The sequence below is a fragment of the Erythrobacter insulae genome (assembly GCF_007004095.1).
Taxonomy (GTDB): Bacteria; Pseudomonadota; Alphaproteobacteria; order Sphingomonadales; family Sphingomonadaceae; genus Erythrobacter; species Erythrobacter insulae.
The window spans coordinates 2,532,120-2,552,968 of record NZ_VHJK01000001.1; the positions used below are offsets into that span (position 1 = coordinate 2,532,120).

Sequence of the window (20,849 nt, forward strand, 5' to 3'; positions counted from 1 at the left end):
ATGCCCACATGGGCAGCAACGCTTTAAAGGATCCAAGCTCATGACAACAATCGCCGATTTTACCGTCAACACCAATCGCGGCGAAGAGCTCGACCTGTCCGAGAAAAAGGGCAAGGTCCTGTTGGTGGTTAACACAGCGAGCAAGTGCGGTTTCACGCCGCAATATGACGGGTTGGAGCAGCTGTTTCAGGATTTCAAAGACAAGGATTTCGAAGTGCTTGGCTTTCCCTGCAACCAGTTTGGCGCTCAGGAACCTGGCAATGCCGATGAAATTGCGGAGTTTTGCAAGGTCAATTTCGGCGTGACATTCCCGTTGATGGAGAAAGTCGATGTGAACGGCCCCAATGCCTCGCCATTGTTCGACTGGATGAAGTCCGAAAAGAAAGGCCTGATGGGTTCGACCTCGATCAAATGGAACTTTACCAAATTCCTGATCGACCGCGAAGGCAACGTCGTGAAGCGTTACGGCCCGCAGGACACGCCCAAGCAGATCGCGAAAGATGTCGCAAAACTGGTTTGAACTCTCCTCACCCTGTGGAGAATTAGAGGCGATAAAGCCTTCCGAATCGCGGCCAATTTTCTAAGCTGCTCCGATGGCAATTGCTCCCTTCATCCCGCTGCGTATTCTATCGTCCTATTCGATGCTCGAAGGGGCGATTGATCCCAAAGCCATCGCCAAACTGGCAAAGGAGCGCGGATTTCCTGCTATCGCGATCTGTGACCGTAACGGGCTTTACGGTGCAGTCTTGTTTGCAGGTGGGTGCAGCAGTGAAGGTATTCAGCCCATTATCGGCACTCTGCTGGGCGTTGCGCGGGATGCGGATGGCAAACAGGTCGATTACCTGCCGCTCTTTGCTCAGGATGAGGCGGGCTATGACAATCTGTGTCACCTTGTGTCCAAAGCGCACCTTGACCGGCCATTGGAACTTGATCCGCACGTTAAATATGATGATCTGGAAGGCCATAGTGATGGCCTGATCGCGCTTACCGGTGCGGGCGAGGGCGCGCTGACCCAGCTTTTGGCAGAGGGTCAGGTGCCTGCTGCAGAGGCGGTGTGTGACCGGCTTCAGAAACTGTTTCCGGGCCGGCTTTACATTGAACTTGCCCGAAATGGCGATGCGGCGGCAGAGCGCGCCGAAGATGCGTTGATCGATATGGCGTATGACCGCGACATCCCGCTGGTTGCGACCAATCCCGCAAACTTTGCAGAGCCACATATGCACAAGGCGCACGATGCCATGCTGTGCATTGCGAACTCCACCTATGTCGAGAACGAGGACCGCCCGCGCTCCAATGCGGCGGCTTTCGTCAAATCGGCCTCGATGATGCAAGAGCTTTTCGCGGACCTGCCCGAAGCGATTTCCAACACTATTGTCGTTGCGCAGCGTTGCGCATTCGCGCCGCCCTATCGCGATCCGATCCTGCCCAGCCTTGCTGGCGATCAGGAAGGTGAGGCCAGAATGCTAGCCGAGCTATCGAAATCGGGGCTGGAGGCGCGTCTTGAACCATATGGCGAGATGTCAGACGAAGACCGGAAAATCTATTTTGACCGGCTCGATTATGAGATCGGTATCATCGTCAATATGGGCTTCCCCGGCTATTTCCTGATCGTTGCCGACTTTATCCAGTGGGCCAAGGATCAAGGTATTCCAGTGGGTCCGGGGCGCGGTTCGGGTGCTGGCTCGATTGTGGCTTGGGCGCTGACCATTACAGACCTTGATCCCATTCAGCTTGGCTTGCTGTTCGAGCGGTTTTTGAACCCCGAACGTGTCTCCATGCCTGACTTCGATATCGATTTCTGCGAGACGCGGCGGGGCGAAGTCATCCGCTATGTGCAGCAGAAATACGGCGCCGATCACGTCGCGCAGATTATCACATTTGGTAAGCTTAAAGCCCGCGCTGTGCTGCGCGATTGCGGGCGGATTTTACAGATGAGCTATGGGCAGGTTGACCGGTTGACCAAGATGGTGCCCAACCATCCGACCGACCCATGGACCCTGCCGCGCGCGTTGAATGGCGCGTCCGATTTCAAAGCCGAATACAACAATGATAACGAGGTAAAACGCCTCGTTGATCTGGCGATGCAGCTCGAAGGCTTGCCGCGCAACTCATCGACGCACGCCGCCGGCGTTGTGATCGGTGATCGTCCGCTATCCCAGCTTGTCCCGCTATACCGCGATCCGCGTTCGGATATGCCGGTCACTCAGTACGACATGAAAAATGTCGAGAGCAGCGGTCTGGTAAAATTCGATTTCCTCGGTCTGAAAACGCTGTCGGTTCTGCGCAAGGCGACCGACCTGCTGGAGCTGCGCGGGATCACGATTGATCTGGGCCAGCTGCCGCTGGATGACAGGGCGGTCTATGATCTTATGCAGGATGGTAACACGGTCGGCGTGTTCCAGCTGGAATCTGAAGGGATGCGGCGCACGCTCAAAGCGGTGAAACCATCAAATTTCGGCGATATTATCGCGCTCGTATCGCTCTATCGACCCGGCCCGATGGATAACATCCCGCTGTTCGGTCAACGTAAGGCCGGTGAAGTGGCGATCGAGTATCCGCACGAAAAACTCGAAGGCATTCTGGCTGAAACCTATGGAATTTTCGTCTATCAGGAACAGGTCATGCAGGCCGCGCAAATCCTCGCAGGATACTCGCTTGGCGATGCCGATCTTTTGCGCCGGGCCATGGGTAAAAAGGTGCAGGCAGAAATGGACATACAGCGTGTTCGTTTTGTCGAGGGATGCAAGGACGTCTCGGGTATTGAAAAGAAACAGGCGAACGAACTGTTCGATTTGATCGACAAGTTCGCAGGTTACGGCTTTAACAAATCGCACGCTGCCGCCTATGCGTTGCTTGCGTATCAGACCGCGTGGCTAAAAGCGCATTATCCCGAAGAATTTTACGCTGCTTCGATGTGTTTTGATCTGCACCAGTCGGAAAAACTGAATATATTTGTCGATGATGCGCGGCGGTATCCGAATGAGGAAGGCGGCGTTGCCGTGCTACCACCGGACATAAACGCATCGCAGGCTCGTTTTACCGTCCAGCAAACCGATCAAGGGTACGGCGTGCGGTATGCGCTGGCTGGGATTCGCAATGTCGGTGAAAAGGCGATGGACGCGATCGTTGCCGAGCGGGAAGCAAACGGCCCGTTTGAAAATCTGAAGGACCTGTGCGAGCGATTGCCGCAGGGCTCGATGAACCGCCGCCAGCTGGAAGGTTTGATTTGCGCCGGCGCGTTGGACGCATTGGAGCCCAATCGTGCGTTGCTTTATGCCAATGCCGATATGTTGCTGGCGGTGGCAGATGCCGCCATGCGAGAGAGGTCGAGCGGCCAGGTTGGCCTGTTCGGCGGCGATAATGCCGCAGAAGAAGACCTGCGGCTGCAACCCGCCGAAGAATGGCCGCGGATTGATCAAATGGCCAAAGAGCGTGAAAATTTCGGGTTCTACTTTTCCGCCCATCCGGTTCAACAATTCCGTGAAGTTGCCTCGGCTCAGGGCGCGCGGACATATCAGAATCTGATGGAGGCCGGTGCGCCGGTCGGCGGGCGTAGCAGCGCGGTCGTCGCGGCAATGGTCGAGAGTGTCAATAAAGGCAGAACCAAACGCGGTGCAGAATTTATCCGTGCTGATTTCTCGGACACATCCGGCCAGTTTTCGGCAGCGTGCTTTGAAGAATCGTTGGTCGAAAGTTTTCAGAAATGGGCTGATAGCGGTGAATGCGTGCTTCTGACAGTGGAGCTGGATTCGCCCAATCCGGGAGAACCGCCGCGTCTAACCGTACGCGGTGCCAAGCCATTATCGGCGGTCAGCGGCAGTACAAAAATGATGCTGCGCGCCGACATTCTGAGTGTGCAGGCGCTCAATGATCTGAAACTTGAACTTGCCACCGGGGAATCCTCGCCGGGCGAAGTGCTTGTCAGGCTAATCCTGGATGCGGATCAGGAAGCGATGGTGCATCTGGGCAAGAATTTCATCCTCGATGGCGCTCTGGCCGAACGGCTTGCCGAAGTAGAGGGGATCGAGAATGTCGAGCTGGCACCCGCTCGCGGCCGCGCCAATCTGAAATTGGTGGCGTAATATAGGTATTGCCCGATTTCATGGCGCAGGCGATTTGCGGTTAGGGCTTATGCTGTCGGTCAAAAATGGACGTATATCGGGCAGCCAAAACGATCATGGTTGGTGCCAGCATGGTGTTCCACATATCCGTCCAATGATAATCCCAAAGAATGGGTCGGCTAGAAGAAAGAGTGGTCACAAAATCGCTCACCTCGCCGAAGATCGCGACTACGAGAACAGCCAGCCAAGGTTTCCAGCTTGATGCGGGCCAGCGGAAAACCCAGCACGCCGCCAAAAAGACGATCAATGCAACATAGATATGCAGAGCATCTCTGGCGAGCCCAACATTCCCGACGATAAAGATCTTTAATTGCTGAAACATATCACCCCGCTTGAGCCCGCTATGCAATTGCAAAGCGCCGAAATCAACGGCATGAACACATGCAAACTCGGCGATGATCGAAAACTTTTGGGAGAATACACATGATCAAATTGGGCGCGATGCAGGAATTCACCATGCGCATCACCAGCGTTATCGACCATGCGGCGCGGGAATCCGGCCCGCGGGAAATCGTGACACGCTGGGCCGATGGTTCGGAAACACGCACCGATTGGTCCGGTATTCGCCGCGATGCCTTGAAAATGGCGCAAGCTCTTGAGGCACTTGGCCTGAAAAAAGGTGACCGCGTGGCCAGCCTTGCGATGAATCATTCGCGCCATCTGGTTAGCTGGTATGGCGTTGCGGGGATGGGCGGCGTGCTCCACACGGTAAACCCTCGCCTGTTCGATGATCAGCTCGAATATATCGTCAATCACGCCGAAGATAAGGTGCTGTGTTACGATGCGATGTTCCAACCGATCGTGGACCGCATGAAAGAGCGCTGGACCACGGTAGAGCATTACATTTGCTATGACAGCGGCGAACATTCGCCCGCTTTTGAAGACTGGATCGGCACCCAAAACGGCGATTACGAGTGGGTCGCGGGCGAAGAAACCGATCCGTGCATGATCTGCTACACCTCTGGCACCACGGGTAATCCAAAGGGGGTTCAGTATGAGCACCGATCAACCCTGATGCACGCAATCGCCGGCCTTCAACCGGCGGCATTCAATTTCTCCAGCGCCTCTGTGATGCTGCCGGTCGTCCCGATGTTTCACGCGGCAAGCTGGGGGCTTCCCTATGCTGGCGCGATGGCTGGCATCAAATTCGTATTTTCCTGTGTTAATGATCCCGCGGTGCTGCACGAATTGATGCTGCGCGAGAAAGTGACAGACAGTGCAGGTGTGCCGACCGTCTGGCTCGCGCATTTCCAGTATTGCGACAAGGAAGGCATCGACCTTCCGCCGCTGAAGGCTGCGACGATTGGCGGGTCCGCTTGCCCGCGCTTTATGATCGAGCGTCTGATGAAGAACGGCACGCGCGTTCAACATGCGTGGGGCATGACCGAAACATCGCCGATCGGTACCGTGGGCGGGCCAACCTGGGATTGGGAAGAGCTTTCGTTCGAAGAGCGCGTAAACAAGACCGCGATGCAGGGCCGCCCGATTTTCGGCGTGGAACTGCGCACGGTCGATCTGGACGATATGGCAACCGAACTGCCGCGTGATGGGAAGACATCGGGCGCGCTGCAAATTCGCGGCCCATGGATCATCAAACGCTATTTCAAAGCCGAGGAAGACGCTGTGGACGCAGATGGCTGGTTCGACACCGGGGATGTCGGCATCATCCACCCTGACGGCACGCTGCAATTGACTGACCGGACAAAGGACGTGATCAAGTCAGGCGGTGAATGGATCAGCTCGGTAGAGCTTGAAAACGCAGCCGTTGGCCATGCAGGCGTTGCCGAGGCAGCGTGTGTCGGAATGCCCCACCCGAAATGGGACGAGCGGCCCGTGCTGTTCGTAGTTCGCGCCGAAGGATCAAACGTGACCGGCGATGAGATCGTGGAGCATCTCAAGCCGCTGATCGCGAAATGGTGGCTTCCCGATGCGGTCGAGTTTGTGGATGATATTCCGCATACAGCGACGGGCAAGATCAGCAAAAAAGACCTGCGTGACCGGTTCTCCGACTACAAACTCGAAGCGTAGACAGCTGGATTAAGGACAGTGACATGATCCGTACCCGTTTTGCCGCAATCGCCGCATCGCTGGCTCTGCTTGCTTGCACTCAATCCGTCGCAGCCAGCGTCATTGACGTTGCAAAGACCCCGTGGTGCGGGTGCTGCGCCGTGTGGGTAGAGCGGATGCGCGCCGCCGGTTTTGAGCTTGCCGTGCGCAATGTCGATGATCTCAATCCAGTCGCTGACAAAGCCGGCGTGCCGCGCAATCTGCGCGGGTGCCACACTGCCAAGGTCGATGGTTACGTGATCGAAGGGCATGTGCCCGCAGCCGATATCCGCCGTTTGCTGAAAGAGCGGCCCGATGCGGTGGGGCTTAGCGTGCCGGGAATGCCTATCGGATCGCCGGGTATGGAAAACGGCACCCGCGTTGACCGGTATCAGGTTGTGCTCATCATGCGAGACGGGCGCCACCGCGTCTGGTCAGTGCATGGGGGCACAAGCTGAGTGAGACCGCAAAGCGGAGAACAGGGAGAGCAAACCGTGGCCAAATACTACATTGATCCATCGGCAGAGAATTTTCAGGCGTTCAAGGATTTGCCGCGTAACGAGCCGATCCACATGCTCAACCTGCTGCGATTTCGGGAGCATGCCGAATATCCCGAAGGTCACGAGCATCATGGCAATGGCTGGTCGGGTCAGCGCGCCTATCGGGAATATGGCAAAACCAGCGGTCCAATTTTCGCAGGCGTCGGCGGCACAATCGTTTGGCGCGGCAGTTTTCAGACAATGGTGACCGGACCAGATGACAAGGATTGGCATGACGGCTTTGTCGCTCAATATCCGAATTCGGGCGCCTTTTTTGAAATGATCAAGAACCCCGATTATCAAAAAGCGGTGGTCAACCGGACTGCCGCTTTGATCGATAGCCGGCTTATGCGGTTTAAACCGGGGCAATCGGGCGGGGGCTTTGGCTAGGCATACGTATCCTCGTCGCAATGGGCTGACCTAATTCGGCTGCGTTAGGCAGGATGTTCGCATGGCACAAAAAACTGTAGCAATGCTCACAGCGGGCGGTCTTGCGCCGTGCCTTTCCTCTGCTGTTGGCGGATTAATCGAACGCTATACCGAAATCGCGCCCGATATGCGCATTATCGCGTATCGCGATGGATATGCCGGGTTGCTCAAAGGCGACTGGACCGAGGTGGATGACAGAATTCGCGCCGAGGCCGCCAAGCTTCATGCTTTTGGTGGCAGTCCGATTGGAAACAGCCGGGTCAAGCTGACCAATGTCGAGGATTGCGAGAAGCGCGGTCTGGTGAAACCGGGCGAAAATCCGCTGCATGTGGCCGCCGAGCAGTTGACCCGCGACGGGGTTGATATCCTGCACACAATCGGCGGCGATGATACCAACACTGCGGCCGCAGATCTCGCCAGATATCTGCACGACAATGACTATCCGCTCACCGTGGTCGGATTGCCGAAAACGATCGACAATGATGTGATCCCGATCCGGCAATCGCTTGGCGCGTGGACGGCGGCCGAGCAGGGGGCGATCTTTGCGCGCAATATGATTGCAGAGCACACCGCCAATCCGCGTATGCTGACCGTTCATGAAGTGATGGGGCGCAATTGCGGATGGTTAACGGCGGCGACGGCCCGCGCGCATCATGAATGGATCAAACACGCACATTTTGCTGAGTGGGAAGAAAATGCGGCCGCACGCTGGGATGTCCACGGCGTCTATGTGCCGGAGCGCCCTTTGGATATCACGCGCGAAGCCAAACGGCTGCGCGCCACGATGGACGCGCATGGCAGCGTAAATCTGTTCATTTCAGAAGGCGCAGGGCTAAGCGAGATTGTGGCCGCGATGGAGAGTGAAGGCGCCGAAGTTCCGCGCGACCCATTTGGTCATGTGCAGCTCGACAAAGTGAATCCGGGCAAATGGTTTGCCGAACAATTCGCTGCGCAGCTGGGCGCGGAAAAAGTGCTCGTGCAAAAGAGCGGGTATTTCGCCCGGTCTGCTCCGGCAAATGAAGCGGACCTTGCTTTAATCCGCCGTTGCACGGTGCATGCAGTTGACGCGGCGATGCGCGGCGAATCCGGCGTGGCCGGACAGGACGAAGAACGCGGCGATGTGCTTCGCACGATTGAATTTGATCGGATCAAGGGCGGCAAACGTTTTGATGCGTCGGCGGATTGGTTTGCTGATTTGCTTAGCGAGCTCGGGCAAGATTAACGCGTCTAGAGCAAACGCATCTGCCCGCCCTGTTCGGGGCGTCTGAATTGCGAACAATCGAGCTGGAATTTCGGTTTTGCAATCCCAGCGCGCTTGCACGCTACGCGGAAACGCGCGCGAAAAAGATCGGCCCACACACCGCTCGGCTTCATGCGCGTAAAGAAATCGGGATCATTGTCTTTTCCAGACCGGATGGAGCGCACGATGCTCATAACCTTGCCCGCACGTTCAGGATAATGAACATTCAGCCATTCACGAAACAACGGCGCAACTTCGTGCGGCAGGCGCAGTGGAATCCATCCAGCGCTCTGTACCCCGAATTCGCCTGCTCTTGCGATGATACCTTCCATAAATTCATCGGTGATCGCCGGGATAATCGGCGATACCGAACAGTGGGCCGGGATGCCCGCCTCGACCAGCTTGCCAAGCGCTGCGAGCCTCTTTGCAGGCGCGGCGCAGCGCGGCTCCAATTTTGATGACAGCGCGGCGTCCATGCTGGTGACGGAAATCGCGACTGCGACGAGGTTTTGGCTTGCCATGTCAGACAACAAATCGAGATCACGCAGCACGCGGTCCGATTTGGTGGTGATCGTGACAGGGTGGCGCGCATCAAGGCACACTTCGAGCAGCTGCCGCGTGATCCCGTAACCGCGCTCAATAGGTTGGTACGGATCGGTGTTGGTCCCCATGGCAATCGGGCGAGGGCGGTATTTGGGTTTCGCCAGCGTTTCGCGCAGCAATCGGGCTGCGTTGGGCTTGGCAAAAAGCTTTGTCTCGAAATCCAGACCCGGCGACAGGTCGTGATAGGCATGGGTAGGGCGCGCAAAGCAATAGACACAGCCATGCTCGCATCCGCGATAGGCGTTGATGCTGCGGTCGAACGGCACATCGGGTGAAGCATTAAAGCTGAGGATGGTTTTTGGCTGTTCGTTGGTGACGGTCGTACGCAGTTTGGCCGGCGGACCGTCCAGCAATTCGACATGATCGCGCCAATCTGCATCGGTCTCTCGCGTGGCAAGGCCGAAACGGGTTGGGACTGACGCAGATGCTGCGCCGCGTCCGCTTTCATAGTCGGGATGTTCTGGCGTTCTCACGAGTAAGAACATAAATAGAACAAAGCAGAATGTGAAGCTCTATTTCTCGCGCAGCCTCGGCATCAAACCGACGAAATTGCAGGGCCGGTTGCGGCTATCAAGCTGTTCGGCAAGGATGCCGTCCCAGCCATCTTTCACCGCGCCGTTCGATCCGGGAAGGGCAAATATGTAAGTTCCGCGCGCAACGACCGCACAGGCACGCGATTGGACTGTGCTGGTGCCGATCGTCTTGAAGCTGAGCCAGCGAAAGAGTTCGCCAAAGCCGGGGATATCACGAGCATCAGTGATTTTGGACAGGGCTTCGGGCGTGACATCGCGGCCTGTCAGCCCGGTCCCGCCTGTGCTGATAATCGCATCTATGCCCGGATCGTTGATCCACATGCCGAGCTGCTGTGCGAGCAAATCCGCATTGTCTTTCACGATGGTACGCGCGGCGATATTGTGTCCCGCATCGCTAATTCGCGCGGCAAGGATATCGCCCGAAGTGTCGGTATCGCGCGTTCGCGTGTCGGAAACAGTCAGGACTGCAATATTGATCGGCGTAAATGTTTTTGTCTCGTCGATCGCCACTGTCTGCTCCTGTCAGCGATTTAAATAGGCTGACCGCGTCCTAACCGGCTGAGGGAAGCTTGGCCACCGACCTTGCGCCAAAGCCCGGCGGCTCGGGCTGGGCACGCCTGCGGCGCGCTCATACATCCAGTAATTGCGCATGACGATCGCAACATAGCCGCGGGTTTCCCAATAGGGAATCGATTCCATCCAGAGCAACGGATCGTTCTGATCGTTAATTTCGGTGTTCCAGCGGGTTACGGGCGTAAGGCCGGCGTTGTAAGCCGCCATAATTTTGGGCAATTGACCGCCTGTCGATGGATGATCGCGCAGCATTTCGAGATGCTGCTGACCATAGGCGAGATTTACCTCTGGATCGTTGAGATCGGCATAGCTCGCGCCCAGGTTCAATCTGCGGTTATGGTCGCGTGCCGTGCCGGGCATGATCTGCATCAAACCGCGCGCATTGGCGGGGCTAACCGCTCCGGCGCGGAAATTGGACTCTTGCAGTGCGTGGGCAAAAGCCAGTGAAGGGTCAACGCGCCAGCCATTGCGCGGTTGCCAGCGCGCCACAGGGAAACGCAAGGTTCCATCGCTGCGCTGACCGCGCGGTGCATTGTGCGCCATAAACAGCTGCGTCGCAGGCATGCCAAGCTCGCGGGCAAATCGCGACAGAGCATTGAAATTACGCGGATCACCCACGCGGGCCTGATACCGCAAGACTTCATCGGCAAGGGCGGGGCGGCCAATCTCCACGAGCGCCGCGGCAACCTTTACATTGTAGGTGTTTTCCAGTTCGCGCCAATCGCTTTTGGTGAATGGCTGCGGTGTCGCTGATCGTTCGAATTCCAATCCCAACTGGTCAGAGGCGAGCATTCCATAAAGCGTCTCGTCATAGCGCGCCGCCGCTTCGAGATGGCCTTGAGCCTGGCCAGGTTCGCGGCACCGGACAAGCGAACGATGCGCCCAATAATGCGATGCTGATGTTAGTTCTGCATTGGTGGATTTTACGGCCGCACGGGCAAAAGCTTCCCCGGCAAGCGAGCAATAGCCCAGTCGCCATGCAGAAAGTCCGGCGACCCATTCGCCTTCTGCCACCCATGCGCCGCTGCCCTCGCCAACGGTTTCGGCCAGTTGCAGCGCGGCTGTGTCGTTGTTTTCAATGTAATAGCTCCAGGCGACTTTTTGCCGCCATTCCGCGCGCGATTCCGCGCTCAGCTGTTCATCGATTTCAATCAGCAGCGAATGCGCGCCTGCGGGATCATCATTCTTGATCGAATCGAGAATGGCCGAGCGCGCCGATTCCGGCATTGTACCGTCATTGATGGATCGCGGGCGGATGCGTTTTGGTGCATAGGGCTGACGGCTGAAATTCTGCGTCTCGGCAAATTGAGGCAAGGCCTCTAACCCGCGTTTCGCGCCCATACGGCCCAGTTGTTCGGATTGTGGCAGATACACGCCAAGTTCGAACCAGTCGGCGATCTGTTCGGCGCTTACCCGCGGGCTGTTGGCGTGAACGTAGAATTCGGCAAGCGCGGTTTGGTAAAGAACCGAGCTTTCGTGCTTGCTGAGCCGCTCGCGAACCTCATCCCAATTTTCGCGGTCGAGCGCGTTGAACAGCGCGGCGAAATGCTCGCGTTCTCGTTGCGACAAGACCTGCGGGATCGCATCACTTTGCGATACGCCCTGTCCGTAATGCGCCGCCATGCTCTGGCTTTGTGCCATTGCCGAACCACTTATCAGGCTGGCAGAGGCCAAACCCATCGCAACCATCCCGGATCGCAGCATTTTTATCGTCATTTCCCGGCCGACCATTCAATCCATCTCCGCCAAAATCTGGCTTTTAGGCGGGGCATAGACATCATCGCGTCCAAGCCTTCGCTACTCAGAAGCGGCGTGTTTACGGACCTATGGTTGATTTCACGTAAAGAAGTAAACTCTTGTGACCGGTCGTGCCCTAAAAACGGCAGAATGCTGGTTCCCAGAGCAATCAGCCGTTTTGGCGCGACAAGTCGGATATGCAGCGCGGTGACTTCATCCATCCCGCCGGTCGCAATCGCTGTGGTATCTGCCATCGGCGTGTGCCGGGGGAGCGCGGATGCGATGTAGGTATCGTCCTCGGCGTATCCCATCGCGGCGAGCATATTTGAAAGCAGTTTGCCTTGGTCGCCGGAAAGCAGGGTGTCGCGGTCGCTTTCTTCGGGATCGCAGACCAGCACCATCAGATCACACTGCGGTTTTCCGCGCGGTAAAATCCGGCCCTTTGTGCCAATGCCATCAAGACCGGGCGCCTCCATCCAGAACGTGTGGAATTGCTCAAGCGAGGCAGGCGGCGAATCGCCCAGCAGATCGACGCGCTGAACACTTGGCGCGGCAATCTGTTTGTTTTCCGGATTTTGCTCTGCGTTTGCAGGATTGTCTCCATCCTGCCTTTGATCGGGTTTGCGGGCGGGCTCTATAACCTCTTCGTCAGTCAACCAAGCCGTAGCGTCATCGGTGAAATCCATGTCCACACCCGCATTGCTCCACCATTCAATAGTGGCGGCCAGATCGCGGGCAGAAGGGGTGGTGTGGGCGTTCATCAGATTGAAGGCAGGTCTTGACTGCGCAAACCCCAGTTAGCAAGTGGAACATTGATAGAGAGCGGCGCGGCACTCGCGCCCAAGCCAAGGGTAGAAGAGCGCATGTCCGAACGTGAATCAATGCCTTGCGATGTCGTTATCGTCGGCGGCGGCCCAGCGGGCCTTTCCGCAGCGATCCGGCTGAAGCAAATCAACGAAGAACTCGAAGTCGTTGTCCTTGAAAAAGGCTCCGAAATCGGCGCGCACATTCTTTCTGGCGCGGTTGTAGACCCCAAAGCGCTCGATGAACTGTTCCCTGACTGGCGCGACATGGATTGCCCGATGGCAGAAACTCCGGTGACAGATAACTGGCACTGGAACATGTCGAAAACCGGCAAGAGCTCTATCCCACACATCATCATGCCGCCTCTCATGAGCAATAATGGCTGCTATACCGGCTCGCTGGGCAATATGACCCGCTGGTTGGGCGAACAGGCCGAGGGCATGGGCGTTATGGTATTCCCGGGCTTCCCGGCGAATGAAGTCATGTTCGACGATGATGGCAATGTTCGCGGAGTGATCACTCAGGACATGGGTATTGCGGCGGATGGTTCGAAAAAGCCGGATTTTCAGCCGGGCATGGAAATCGAAGCAAAATACACTGTATTTGCCGAAGGCGCGCGCGGTTCGCTGACCAAGGAAATGAAAGCGAAGTTCGACCTTGAGGCGAATTGCGAGCCGCAGGTTTATGGCCTCGGTATCAAGGAACTTTGGGATATTGACCCCAAGAAACATGTTCCCGGCCGCGTGATCCACACGCAAGGCTGGCCGCTTACGGAAAGTGACAGCTGGGGCGGGGGCTTTCTCTACCATCAGGCTGGCGGTCAGGTTGCGCTCGGTTTCGTGACTGCGCTTGATTACAAAAACCCATGGGTTTCGCCGTATCAGGAATTTCAGCGCTGGAAACAGCACCCGGCGATCCGTGAAATCATCGAAGGCGGTAAACGCGTCGCCTATGGCGCGCGCGCCATTAACGAGGGCGGCTGGCAGTCTGTGCCAAAGCTCGCATTTCCGGGCGGCGCTTTGATCGGATGTGCGGCCGGTTTCGTAAATGTGCCGCGCATCAAAGGCAGCCACACCGCCATGAAAAGCGGTATGCTGGCAGCAGAAAGCATCGCTGCGGCGGTGGCCGCCGGTCACGAGAAAACCGAACTTTCCGATTACGATAGCGCGGTTCGCTCAAGCTGGATCGCGGACGAGCTGAAACTGGTCCAGAATGCAGAGCCTGCGGTCGCGAAATATGGCGGCGATATCGGCACCATGCTGGCGGGCGTCGATATGTGGATGCGCACGCTTAAGATTGGCCTGCCAATTGCGATGAAGCACCACGCCGATTACACCATGACGGGCCGCGCGGACCTTTATCCGAAGATCGACTATCCGAAACCCGATGGCGAGATCAGCTTTGACCGCCTGACGAACGTCGCGTTCAGCTACACCAACCACGCAGAGGACCAGCCGGTCCATTTGCAGGTCCAGGACATCGGCCTTCAGAAGAACAGCGAGCTGGACGTATTCGGCGGACCATCAGCACGCTATTGCCCGGCGGGCGTTTACGAGTGGGTTCAGGAGGAGGGCGCAGAGCCCAAATTCGTGATCAACTCGCAAAACTGCGTCCACTGCAAAACCTGCGACATCAAAGACCCGAACCAGAACATCAACTGGGTCACGCCGGAAGGTGGCGGCGGGCCTAACTATCCGAATATGTGATCAGCGTGGGTGACGGGGCCTACAATAAACTTCAGCATGAATTGTGTGTTGGGATGGGTTTTTGCGGCGGTTTAGCTGACGGCAAACCATCCCACGTTGATGATTTCATTCCCGAAGGCGGCGTTGTCACCGTTGACCAATTTATTCAGTTACTTTTCCAAGCGGAAGGCGATGGATACCCAGCCAATTATGATGCGAAACAATCTCCGCAGTACGAGGAATTGAAACGCATTTTTGTTGAGCAAATGGGTGCCGTTTCGGTCAACGCCTCTCGCTTGAAGTGGGATGTATAGATAGGGTGACCATCACCGAAACCGCTTTCGCCAAGATCAATCTCGCGCTGCATGTCCGCAAGCGGCGCGAGGATGGCTATCACGAGCTTGAGACGCTCTTTGCCTTTGTCGATGCGGGCGACACTCTGAGCGCCCGCGCGGCGGATCAGGACTGTGTGAGCACCGTGGGCGAGTTCGCAGGCGGTATCGACAATCCGTTCGACAATTTGGTGAGCAAGGCGCTCGGCTTGTTGCCGCGTTCGGGCGGTCTCGACATTACCCTCGAAAAGAAACTGCCGGTTGCCGCTGGTCTGGGCGGCGGGTCAGCCGATGCGGGCGCGCTGTTCCGCATTGTAGAACAAGCCCACGGCCTTCCCGATGATTGGCAGGAGCGCGCGGCAAAGCTCGGCGCCGACGTGCCGTGCTGTGTGCGCAGCGAAACAGTAGTCGGAAGGGGCACTGGCACCGAACTGGAACCCATCGAAAGCGATCTGGGCGGAATGGCTGTCCTGCTCCTCAACCCGCGCGTTCCGGTTTCCACTGGCCCCGTGTTCGCGGCATGGGACGGCAGGGATCGCGGCGCGCTGCCCGAGGGTAACGCTCGCCAAATCGCGCAATCAGGCCGCAACGACCTGCGCGATCCTGCCATCGCAATCTGCCCGCAAATTGCCGATGTTCTGGCCGAGCTGGAACACGATGCGCCATGGAAATTTGAAATGTCGGGATCAGGGGCCACATGTTTTGCGTTGTATGAACAAACCACAGCGCGCGATGAAGCCGCGCGCCGGATTGCAAAGGCGCATCCGCAGTGGTGGCAAATGACGGGGAAACTTAGATGATCGATGGACTTCCATACCGACAAGTCGGCGAACCCAAGCGCGGGGGACTTGTCTGTGTGGCCGATCATGCATCCAATTTTGTGCCTGATGATATTCCGCTGGGCATCACGAAAAAGCTGCTGGATACCCATGTTGCCGTCGATATCGGTGTGGCCGGCGTGGCAGAACGGATGGCACGGCGGCACGATATCCCAGCGCATCTGGCTATGGTCAGCCGCCTCGTCGTGGACCTCCACCGTGAAGAAGATCACCCGGCTGTTGTCCCGACCGAAAGCGACGGGCACTTGATCCCCGGCAATATCGGCGCAGATGTCGAAGCGCGGCTCAAAAAATATTACCGTCCGTATCACACCGCGTTGGAAAAATGGCTGGAGCAGGCCGAACCGGCGCTCATCATTTCGCTGCACAGTTTTACGCCGAAACTGGAAACCAGCGATGAAGAGCGGCCGTGGGAAATCGCGCTTCTGCACAATCAGGATGATCGCGCCGCGCGCCACGCCATCCGGTTGTTCGGGGAGCTGGGCCTGACGGTCGGGGATAATGTCCCGTATTCGGGCAAACAGCTCAATGCGACGATGAACCGTCACGCAGAAGCGCATGGGCGCCATTATTGCGCAATCGAGGTGCGTCAGGACCTGATCATGACGCGCGCACAGCAATCACGCTTTGCCGCAATGATCGCAGACGTATGCGGAAGGGTTGCGCTCGCGCTCGACTAACGGCAGTGCTGTTTCCCGAATTAAGCCTTACGGGAAACAATATGTCGTTCGATAAATCGAAATTGCCCAGCCGCCACGTCTCTGTCGGACCGGAGCGCGCGCCGCACCGCTCCTATTATTACGCCATGGGCATGACGGAAGAAGAGATCGCGCGCCCTTTTGTGGCGGTGGCGAGTGCCGGCAATGACAGCGCGCCGTGCAACACCACGCTTGATCCGCAGGCCAATATCTGCCGCGAAGGTGTGATCGAAGGCGGCGGTACACCGCGCCGGTTCAACACGATCACTGTGACCGATGGCATCGCAATGGGGCATCAGGGCATGAAAAGCTCGCTTGTCAGCCGTGAAGTGATCGCCGATTCGGTCGAACTTTCGGTGCGCGGGCACTGCTATGATGCGCTGGTAGGCTTTGCCGGTTGTGACAAGAGCCTGCCGGGCATGATGATGTCCATGCTTCGGCTGAATGTGCCCAGCATCTTTGTCTATGGCGGATCGATCCTGCCCGGCACTTATAAGGGTGAGGATGTCACTGTTGTCGATGTGTTTGAAAAAGTGGGCCAGCACGCGGCCGGAAATTGTCCGCTGCAAGAGCTCATTGCGCTCGAAAAAGTGGCGTGTCCGGGACATGGCGCATGCGGCGGTCAGTTCACGGCTAACACTATGGCTTGTGTGGGGGAGGCAATCGGATTGTCACTACCAAACAGCAATATGTCGCCTGCACCGTATAAATCACGTGAAGAGATTGCGCGCGCTGCCGGGCGTCAGGTGATGAAATTGATCGAACTCAATTTGCGCCCGCGCGATATCTGCACCCGCGCTGCGTTTGAAAATGCCGCGCGCGTGGTTGCGGCGACAGGTGGTTCAACCAACGCGGCGCTGCATTTGCCTGCCATGGCAAGTGAGTGCGGGATTGATTTTGATCTGTTCGACGTGGCCGAAATCTTCAAATCGACGCCCTACATCGCCGATCTTAAGCCGGGCGGAAAATACGTTGCCAAAGACATGCACGAGGCAGGCGGCGTCTATATGGGGATGCGAACACTGCTGGATGGCGGCTTTCTAGACCCGAACCCGATGACGGTCACAGGTAAAACGCTGGGCGAAAATCTGGAGGAGATCACCTGGAACCCCGATCAAAAGGTGTTCTATGATGTGAAACAGCCAATCACACCGACTGGCGGCGTTGTGGGCCTTAAAGGTTCGCTTGCGCCTGATGGGGCGATTGTGAAGGTTGCCGGGATGGAACGGCTCCAATTCACAGGGCCAGCCCGCGTTTTTGACTGCGAAGAAGATGCCTTCGCCGCGGTAGAAAAGCGCGACATTGCCGAAGGCTGCGTTGTCGTGATCCGTTACGAAGGACCAAAAGGTGGCCCCGGAATGCGCGAGATGCTGTCCACGACGGCGGCGCTTTATGGTCAGGGTATGGGCGAGAAAGTGGCTCTTATCACCGATGGCCGGTTTTCAGGTGCGACCCGCGGCTTTTGTATCGGCCATGTCGGCCCAGAGGCGGCCGAATGTGGACCGATCGCGTTGGTCGAAGATGGTGATACGATCCGCATTGATGCCGAAGCAGGGACGATTGATCTGGACGTCGAAGATGCCGTTCTTGATGAGCGCCGCAAAAACTGGACGCCGCGCACCAATGATTATCAATCAGGCGCGCTGTGGCGTTATTCTCAAACCGTGGGTTCCGCGCGGGAAGGTGCGCTTACCCATCCCGGAGCCAAGAATGAAACCCATGTTTTTGCGGATATTTAGCGCGGCAGCGGCGGCTCTTTTCGCCGCGTCATGCGGAACGGAAAGTCCCGTGCCGCAAGGGAGCGATATTCAATGCGCTATCGGCGCCGGAGTGGAGCTCGAAGCGGTCTGCACGCTTGAACGATCTGCGGAGGGTGAAAGTGTATCGTTCCTGATCCATCATCCCGATGGCGGGTTTCGGCGGATTGAATACGATACAGCCACCGATCAAATCGGTGTTGGTGACGGGGCAGATGCGCTTAAGGTGAGCGAAGAAAGCACAGCAGAAATTGCGGTGTTTGCGATCGGCGAGGACCGCTATCGCATCCCGTCAGAAATGTTGAGAACGCAGCCCCAATGATCCAGTCGCAGATCCTGACCGTTGCGCAAATGCAGGCTGCCGAACAGGCAATCTTTGATGCAGGCACATCGGTTGAGGATTTGATGGAAATTGCTGCGGGCGGGGCGGCGCAATGGGTGCGGCGCATTGCAGCGGGCCGAGGGGTCACGGTCCTGTGCGGACCCGGAAATAATGGCGGCGATGGATACGTCATTGCGCGCCGTCTGCGCGAATCCGGCAATAGCGTTCAGATCGTCGCCCCGATGGCTCCAGCAACCGATGCCGCCAAGGCCGCGCGCAAAGCGTGGGGCGGGGCCGTTGCGACGTCCGGTGGCGGCATAACGGGCGAGGTGTTTGTAGATTGCCTGTTCGGGTCCGGCCTATCCCGGCCATTATCGGCTGAACACGCATTGGTGCTGCGCGATCTTGCCGAGCGTCACTTAATCCGCGTTGCAGTTGATCTGCCGTCCGGTGTTGATAGCGATAGCGGCAGATTACTGAATGATGGCCTTCCAATTTATAACGTGACACTTGCCCTGGGCGCATGGAAATTTGCGCATTGGATGCTTCCCGCCCGGGCGATGATGGGGACAAAACGGCTCGTCCAAATCGGCGTAGAGGCGGTTAAGGGCGCAGCGTTTCTGGCCAATTGCCCGAAATTATTCGCTCCGCCAGCCGACGCACACAAATATACGCGCGGGCTTTGCGCGATTGTCGGCGGGGATATGCCAGGCGCGGCGATGCTTTCTGCTCAGGCTGCGATGCGCGCTGGTGCAGGATATGTGAAGCTGATCCGGCATGAAACAGTCGGCGCGCCCGCTGGCCTGGTGGTTGATCCGTCACCGCTTAAGGTTGCGGGCACTGACAAACGGATCACGGCAATGCTGATTGGTCCGGGGCTGGCCCGCCACGATGGCTCTGTTAAAACGCTGGAAACGGCGTTTTCCCAAAATCACAGGCTGGTGCTTGATGCGGATGCGTTGGTGCTGCTGCGCCCGCATATGGTTGAGGATGGGGCGAATATTCTGGCGACTCCGCATGATGGAGAATTGGAAACGCTTTGCCGCAACTTTTCGGTCATTGCAGAGGGGCGGATGGCTCGGGCTATCGCCCTTTCAAAAGTCACCGGCATGGTGATCTGTGCGAAAGGGCCGGATACAGTCATCGCCGCACCCGATGGTCGCATCGCAATTTCACCGCCGGCATCAAGCTGGCTTTCCGTGGCGGGCACAGGCGATGTGCTGGCCGGAATTGCTGTCAGCCGTATGGCCTCCGGTTCTGATCCGTTCGAGGCCGCGTGCGAAGCGGTTTGGCTCCATGGAGAGGCCGCGCGTCAATCTGGTGCGATGTTTACAGCGGAAGAACTCGCCAATTCCGTTTCGAGCGCCTATCGCGCCTGCTTGTGAGCAATTCAGAACAAATCATTCGTATCGCAGCCAAAGGTGACGGCGTAACCGCAACGGGTCAGCACGTTTCAGGCGCGCTTCCCGGTGACGAGGTGGATGCCGGAAAGATCACTGCAAAGGGCGGCCATCACGTTGCTCCGCCATGCCCGCATTTTGGCCCGTGCGGCGGTTGTTTGTTGCAGCATGCCGATGAGGCAACGCTTTGCGCATTTGCGCGAGACCGGGTGGTCAACGCGGCTGCCGGGCAAGATCTGAATATCGGGGAATTGCTGAAAGAGCATCTGTCCCCGCCCAAATCGCGGCGGCGCGCGACGCTCCATGCCATGCGAACGGGCAAGAGCGCTCTGATCGGATATAGGGAGGCGGGGTCACACCGGATCGTCGACCTGCGTGAATGTCATGTCATCACACCTGAGCTAGCTGAACTGGTTGGTCCGCTGCGCGGATTTATCGGCCGGTACGGCCCGCGCAAAGGCGCTGTCGATGTGCAATTGTCGCTATGTGATCAGGGTGTCGATGTCGGGCTAACCAATTTCCCGCTCGATGGACTTGAGGCGATCGAGGCTTCGTTGGATTTTGCGCGTGAGCGCAATTTGGCGCGCCTTACGCTGGATCAGGGATACGGGCCGGAAAGCCAGTGGGAGCCTGATCGTGTTACTGTAACGCTGGGAAATGTGCCCGTTGCCTTGCCATCGGGTGCGTTTCTTCAGGCGACCCACGATGCAGAAAACCTCATGATCGAAGACGCGCGGGAATGGCTGTCCGGTGCGGGATTGATTGCGGATTTATTCTCAGGACTGGGCACGTTTGCATTTGCTCTGCGCGAAGGGCGCGAAGGGCGCAAAGTGCTCGCGGTTGAAGCGGATCAGGCGGCGCATTTGGCCTGCAAAGCAGCGTCCAAATTGGCGGGCGGGACAGTTCACGCGCTACACCGCGATCTGTTTCGCAGCCCGTTGATGCCTGATGAACTCAACCGGTTTGATGCTGTGCTGCTTGATCCGCCGCGCGCCGGGGCAAAAGACCAGATCGAACAGATTGCCGCCAGCTCGGTGGGGCGGGTGGTCTATATCAGCTGCAATCCATCAAGCTGGGCGCGGGATGCGGCAACTTTGACCGGAACTGGTTTCAAACTGGCAAAGCTGCGCCCGATTGGCCAGTTTCGCTGGTCGAACCACGTCGAATTGGTCAGCCTGTTCGAAAGATAGG

At 57.5% G+C, this 20,849-nt stretch carries 19 protein-coding genes; 14 read left to right on the plus strand and 5 right to left on the minus strand.

The window, feature by feature from the left end; all coding sequences use genetic code 11:
• The first annotated feature begins 40 nt into the window (after positions 1–40).
• Together FGU71_RS11865 and dnaE are read left to right on the plus strand one after the other, a co-directional pair.
• The gene (locus FGU71_RS11865; protein ID WP_142788761.1) at positions 41–520 is read left to right on the plus strand and encodes a glutathione peroxidase; all 480 of its coding nucleotides are present in this window, start codon (positions 41–43) and stop codon (positions 518–520) included.
• Between the two features lie 73 nt (positions 521–593).
• The gene (gene dnaE, locus FGU71_RS11870) at positions 594–4,082 is read left to right on the plus strand and encodes a DNA polymerase III subunit alpha (RefSeq protein ID WP_142788762.1); all 3,489 of its coding nucleotides are present in this window, start codon (positions 594–596) and stop codon (positions 4,080–4,082) included.
• A 40-nt stretch (positions 4,083–4,122) separates the two neighbouring features.
• Here the strand turns inward: dnaE and FGU71_RS11875 are convergent, their stop codons facing one another.
• Positions 4,123–4,443: a hypothetical protein gene (locus tag FGU71_RS11875; RefSeq protein WP_142788763.1), complete on the minus strand. Its 321-nt coding sequence runs from the start codon at positions 4,441–4,443 to the stop codon at positions 4,123–4,125.
• Between the two features lie 101 nt (positions 4,444–4,544).
• Between FGU71_RS11875 and FGU71_RS11880 the strand changes: the two genes are divergently transcribed.
• The 4 genes from FGU71_RS11880 to FGU71_RS11895 all read left to right on the plus strand — a co-directional run bounded on the left by FGU71_RS11880 (position 4,545) and on the right by FGU71_RS11895 (position 8,357).
• On the plus strand, positions 4,545–6,149 hold the full coding sequence (locus tag FGU71_RS11880; RefSeq protein ID WP_234035737.1) for a long-chain fatty acid--CoA ligase: 1,605 nt from the start codon (positions 4,545–4,547) through the stop codon (positions 6,147–6,149).
• 23 nt (positions 6,150–6,172) lie between these two features.
• Positions 6,173–6,625 (plus strand): DUF411 domain-containing protein, encoded by a 453-nt coding sequence (locus FGU71_RS11885; RefSeq protein WP_142788764.1) that lies wholly within the window; start codon positions 6,173–6,175, stop codon positions 6,623–6,625.
• Positions 6,626–6,661: 36 nt separating this feature from the next.
• Positions 6,662–7,096: a DUF1330 domain-containing protein gene (locus FGU71_RS11890; RefSeq protein WP_142788765.1), complete on the plus strand. Its 435-nt coding sequence runs from the start codon at positions 6,662–6,664 to the stop codon at positions 7,094–7,096.
• Between the two features lie 61 nt (positions 7,097–7,157).
• Positions 7,158–8,357: a pyrophosphate--fructose-6-phosphate 1-phosphotransferase gene (locus FGU71_RS11895; RefSeq protein ID WP_142788766.1), complete on the plus strand. Its 1,200-nt coding sequence runs from the start codon at positions 7,158–7,160 to the stop codon at positions 8,355–8,357.
• A 5-nt stretch (positions 8,358–8,362) separates the two neighbouring features.
• Here the strand turns inward: FGU71_RS11895 and FGU71_RS11900 are convergent, their stop codons facing one another.
• Genes FGU71_RS11900 through FGU71_RS11915 form a run of 4 tightly spaced genes read right to left on the minus strand, consistent with a single transcriptional unit; the run spans position 8,363 to position 12,582 of the window.
• A complete protein-coding gene (locus FGU71_RS11900; RefSeq protein WP_234035738.1) occupies positions 8,363–9,451 on the minus strand; it encodes a PA0069 family radical SAM protein in 1,089 nt (362 codons plus the stop codon).
• A gap of 39 nt (positions 9,452–9,490) precedes the next feature.
• On the minus strand, positions 9,491–10,021 hold the full coding sequence (gene moaB, locus FGU71_RS11905; RefSeq protein ID WP_142788768.1) for a molybdenum cofactor biosynthesis protein B: 531 nt from the start codon (positions 10,019–10,021) through the stop codon (positions 9,491–9,493).
• 12 nt (positions 10,022–10,033) lie between these two features.
• Positions 10,034–11,800, minus strand: coding sequence for a lytic transglycosylase domain-containing protein (locus FGU71_RS11910; protein WP_234035739.1), 1,767 nt, complete (start codon positions 11,798–11,800; stop codon positions 10,034–10,036).
• The gene (locus FGU71_RS11915; protein ID WP_142788769.1) at positions 11,797–12,582 is read right to left on the minus strand and encodes a uracil-DNA glycosylase family protein; all 786 of its coding nucleotides are present in this window, start codon (positions 12,580–12,582) and stop codon (positions 11,797–11,799) included. The genes FGU71_RS11910 and FGU71_RS11915 overlap by 4 nt, the downstream gene beginning before the upstream one ends.
• Before the next feature lie 102 nt (positions 12,583–12,684).
• On the opposite strand from FGU71_RS11915, the gene FGU71_RS11920 reads away from it, so the two are divergent.
• Genes FGU71_RS11920 through FGU71_RS11955 form a run of 8 tightly spaced genes read left to right on the plus strand, consistent with a single transcriptional unit; the run spans position 12,685 to position 20,848 of the window.
• The gene (locus FGU71_RS11920; RefSeq protein WP_142788770.1) at positions 12,685–14,331 is read left to right on the plus strand and encodes an electron transfer flavoprotein-ubiquinone oxidoreductase; all 1,647 of its coding nucleotides are present in this window, start codon (positions 12,685–12,687) and stop codon (positions 14,329–14,331) included.
• Positions 14,332–14,336: 5 nt separating this feature from the next.
• Entirely contained in the window at positions 14,337–14,624 is a 288-nt protein-coding gene (locus FGU71_RS11925; RefSeq protein WP_142788771.1) for a hypothetical protein, read from the plus strand.
• 5 nt (positions 14,625–14,629) lie between these two features.
• A complete protein-coding gene (locus tag FGU71_RS11930; RefSeq protein WP_142788772.1) occupies positions 14,630–15,442 on the plus strand; it encodes a 4-(cytidine 5'-diphospho)-2-C-methyl-D-erythritol kinase in 813 nt (270 codons plus the stop codon).
• Positions 15,439–16,161, plus strand: coding sequence for an N-formylglutamate amidohydrolase (locus tag FGU71_RS11935; RefSeq protein ID WP_142788773.1), 723 nt, complete (start codon positions 15,439–15,441; stop codon positions 16,159–16,161). The genes FGU71_RS11930 and FGU71_RS11935 overlap by 4 nt, the downstream gene beginning before the upstream one ends.
• 41 nt (positions 16,162–16,202) lie before the next feature.
• Positions 16,203–17,918: a dihydroxy-acid dehydratase gene (ilvD, locus tag FGU71_RS11940; RefSeq protein ID WP_142788774.1), complete on the plus strand. Its 1,716-nt coding sequence runs from the start codon at positions 16,203–16,205 to the stop codon at positions 17,916–17,918.
• A complete protein-coding gene (locus FGU71_RS11945; protein WP_142788775.1) occupies positions 17,890–18,258 on the plus strand; it encodes a hypothetical protein in 369 nt (122 codons plus the stop codon). The genes ilvD and FGU71_RS11945 overlap by 29 nt, the downstream gene beginning before the upstream one ends.
• A complete protein-coding gene (locus FGU71_RS11950; protein ID WP_142788776.1) occupies positions 18,255–19,643 on the plus strand; it encodes an NAD(P)H-hydrate dehydratase in 1,389 nt (462 codons plus the stop codon). The genes FGU71_RS11945 and FGU71_RS11950 overlap by 4 nt, the downstream gene beginning before the upstream one ends.
• Positions 19,640–20,848, plus strand: coding sequence for a class I SAM-dependent RNA methyltransferase (locus tag FGU71_RS11955; protein WP_142788777.1), 1,209 nt, complete (start codon positions 19,640–19,642; stop codon positions 20,846–20,848). The genes FGU71_RS11950 and FGU71_RS11955 overlap by 4 nt, the downstream gene beginning before the upstream one ends.
• The last annotated feature ends 1 nt before the right edge of the window (position 20,849 follow it).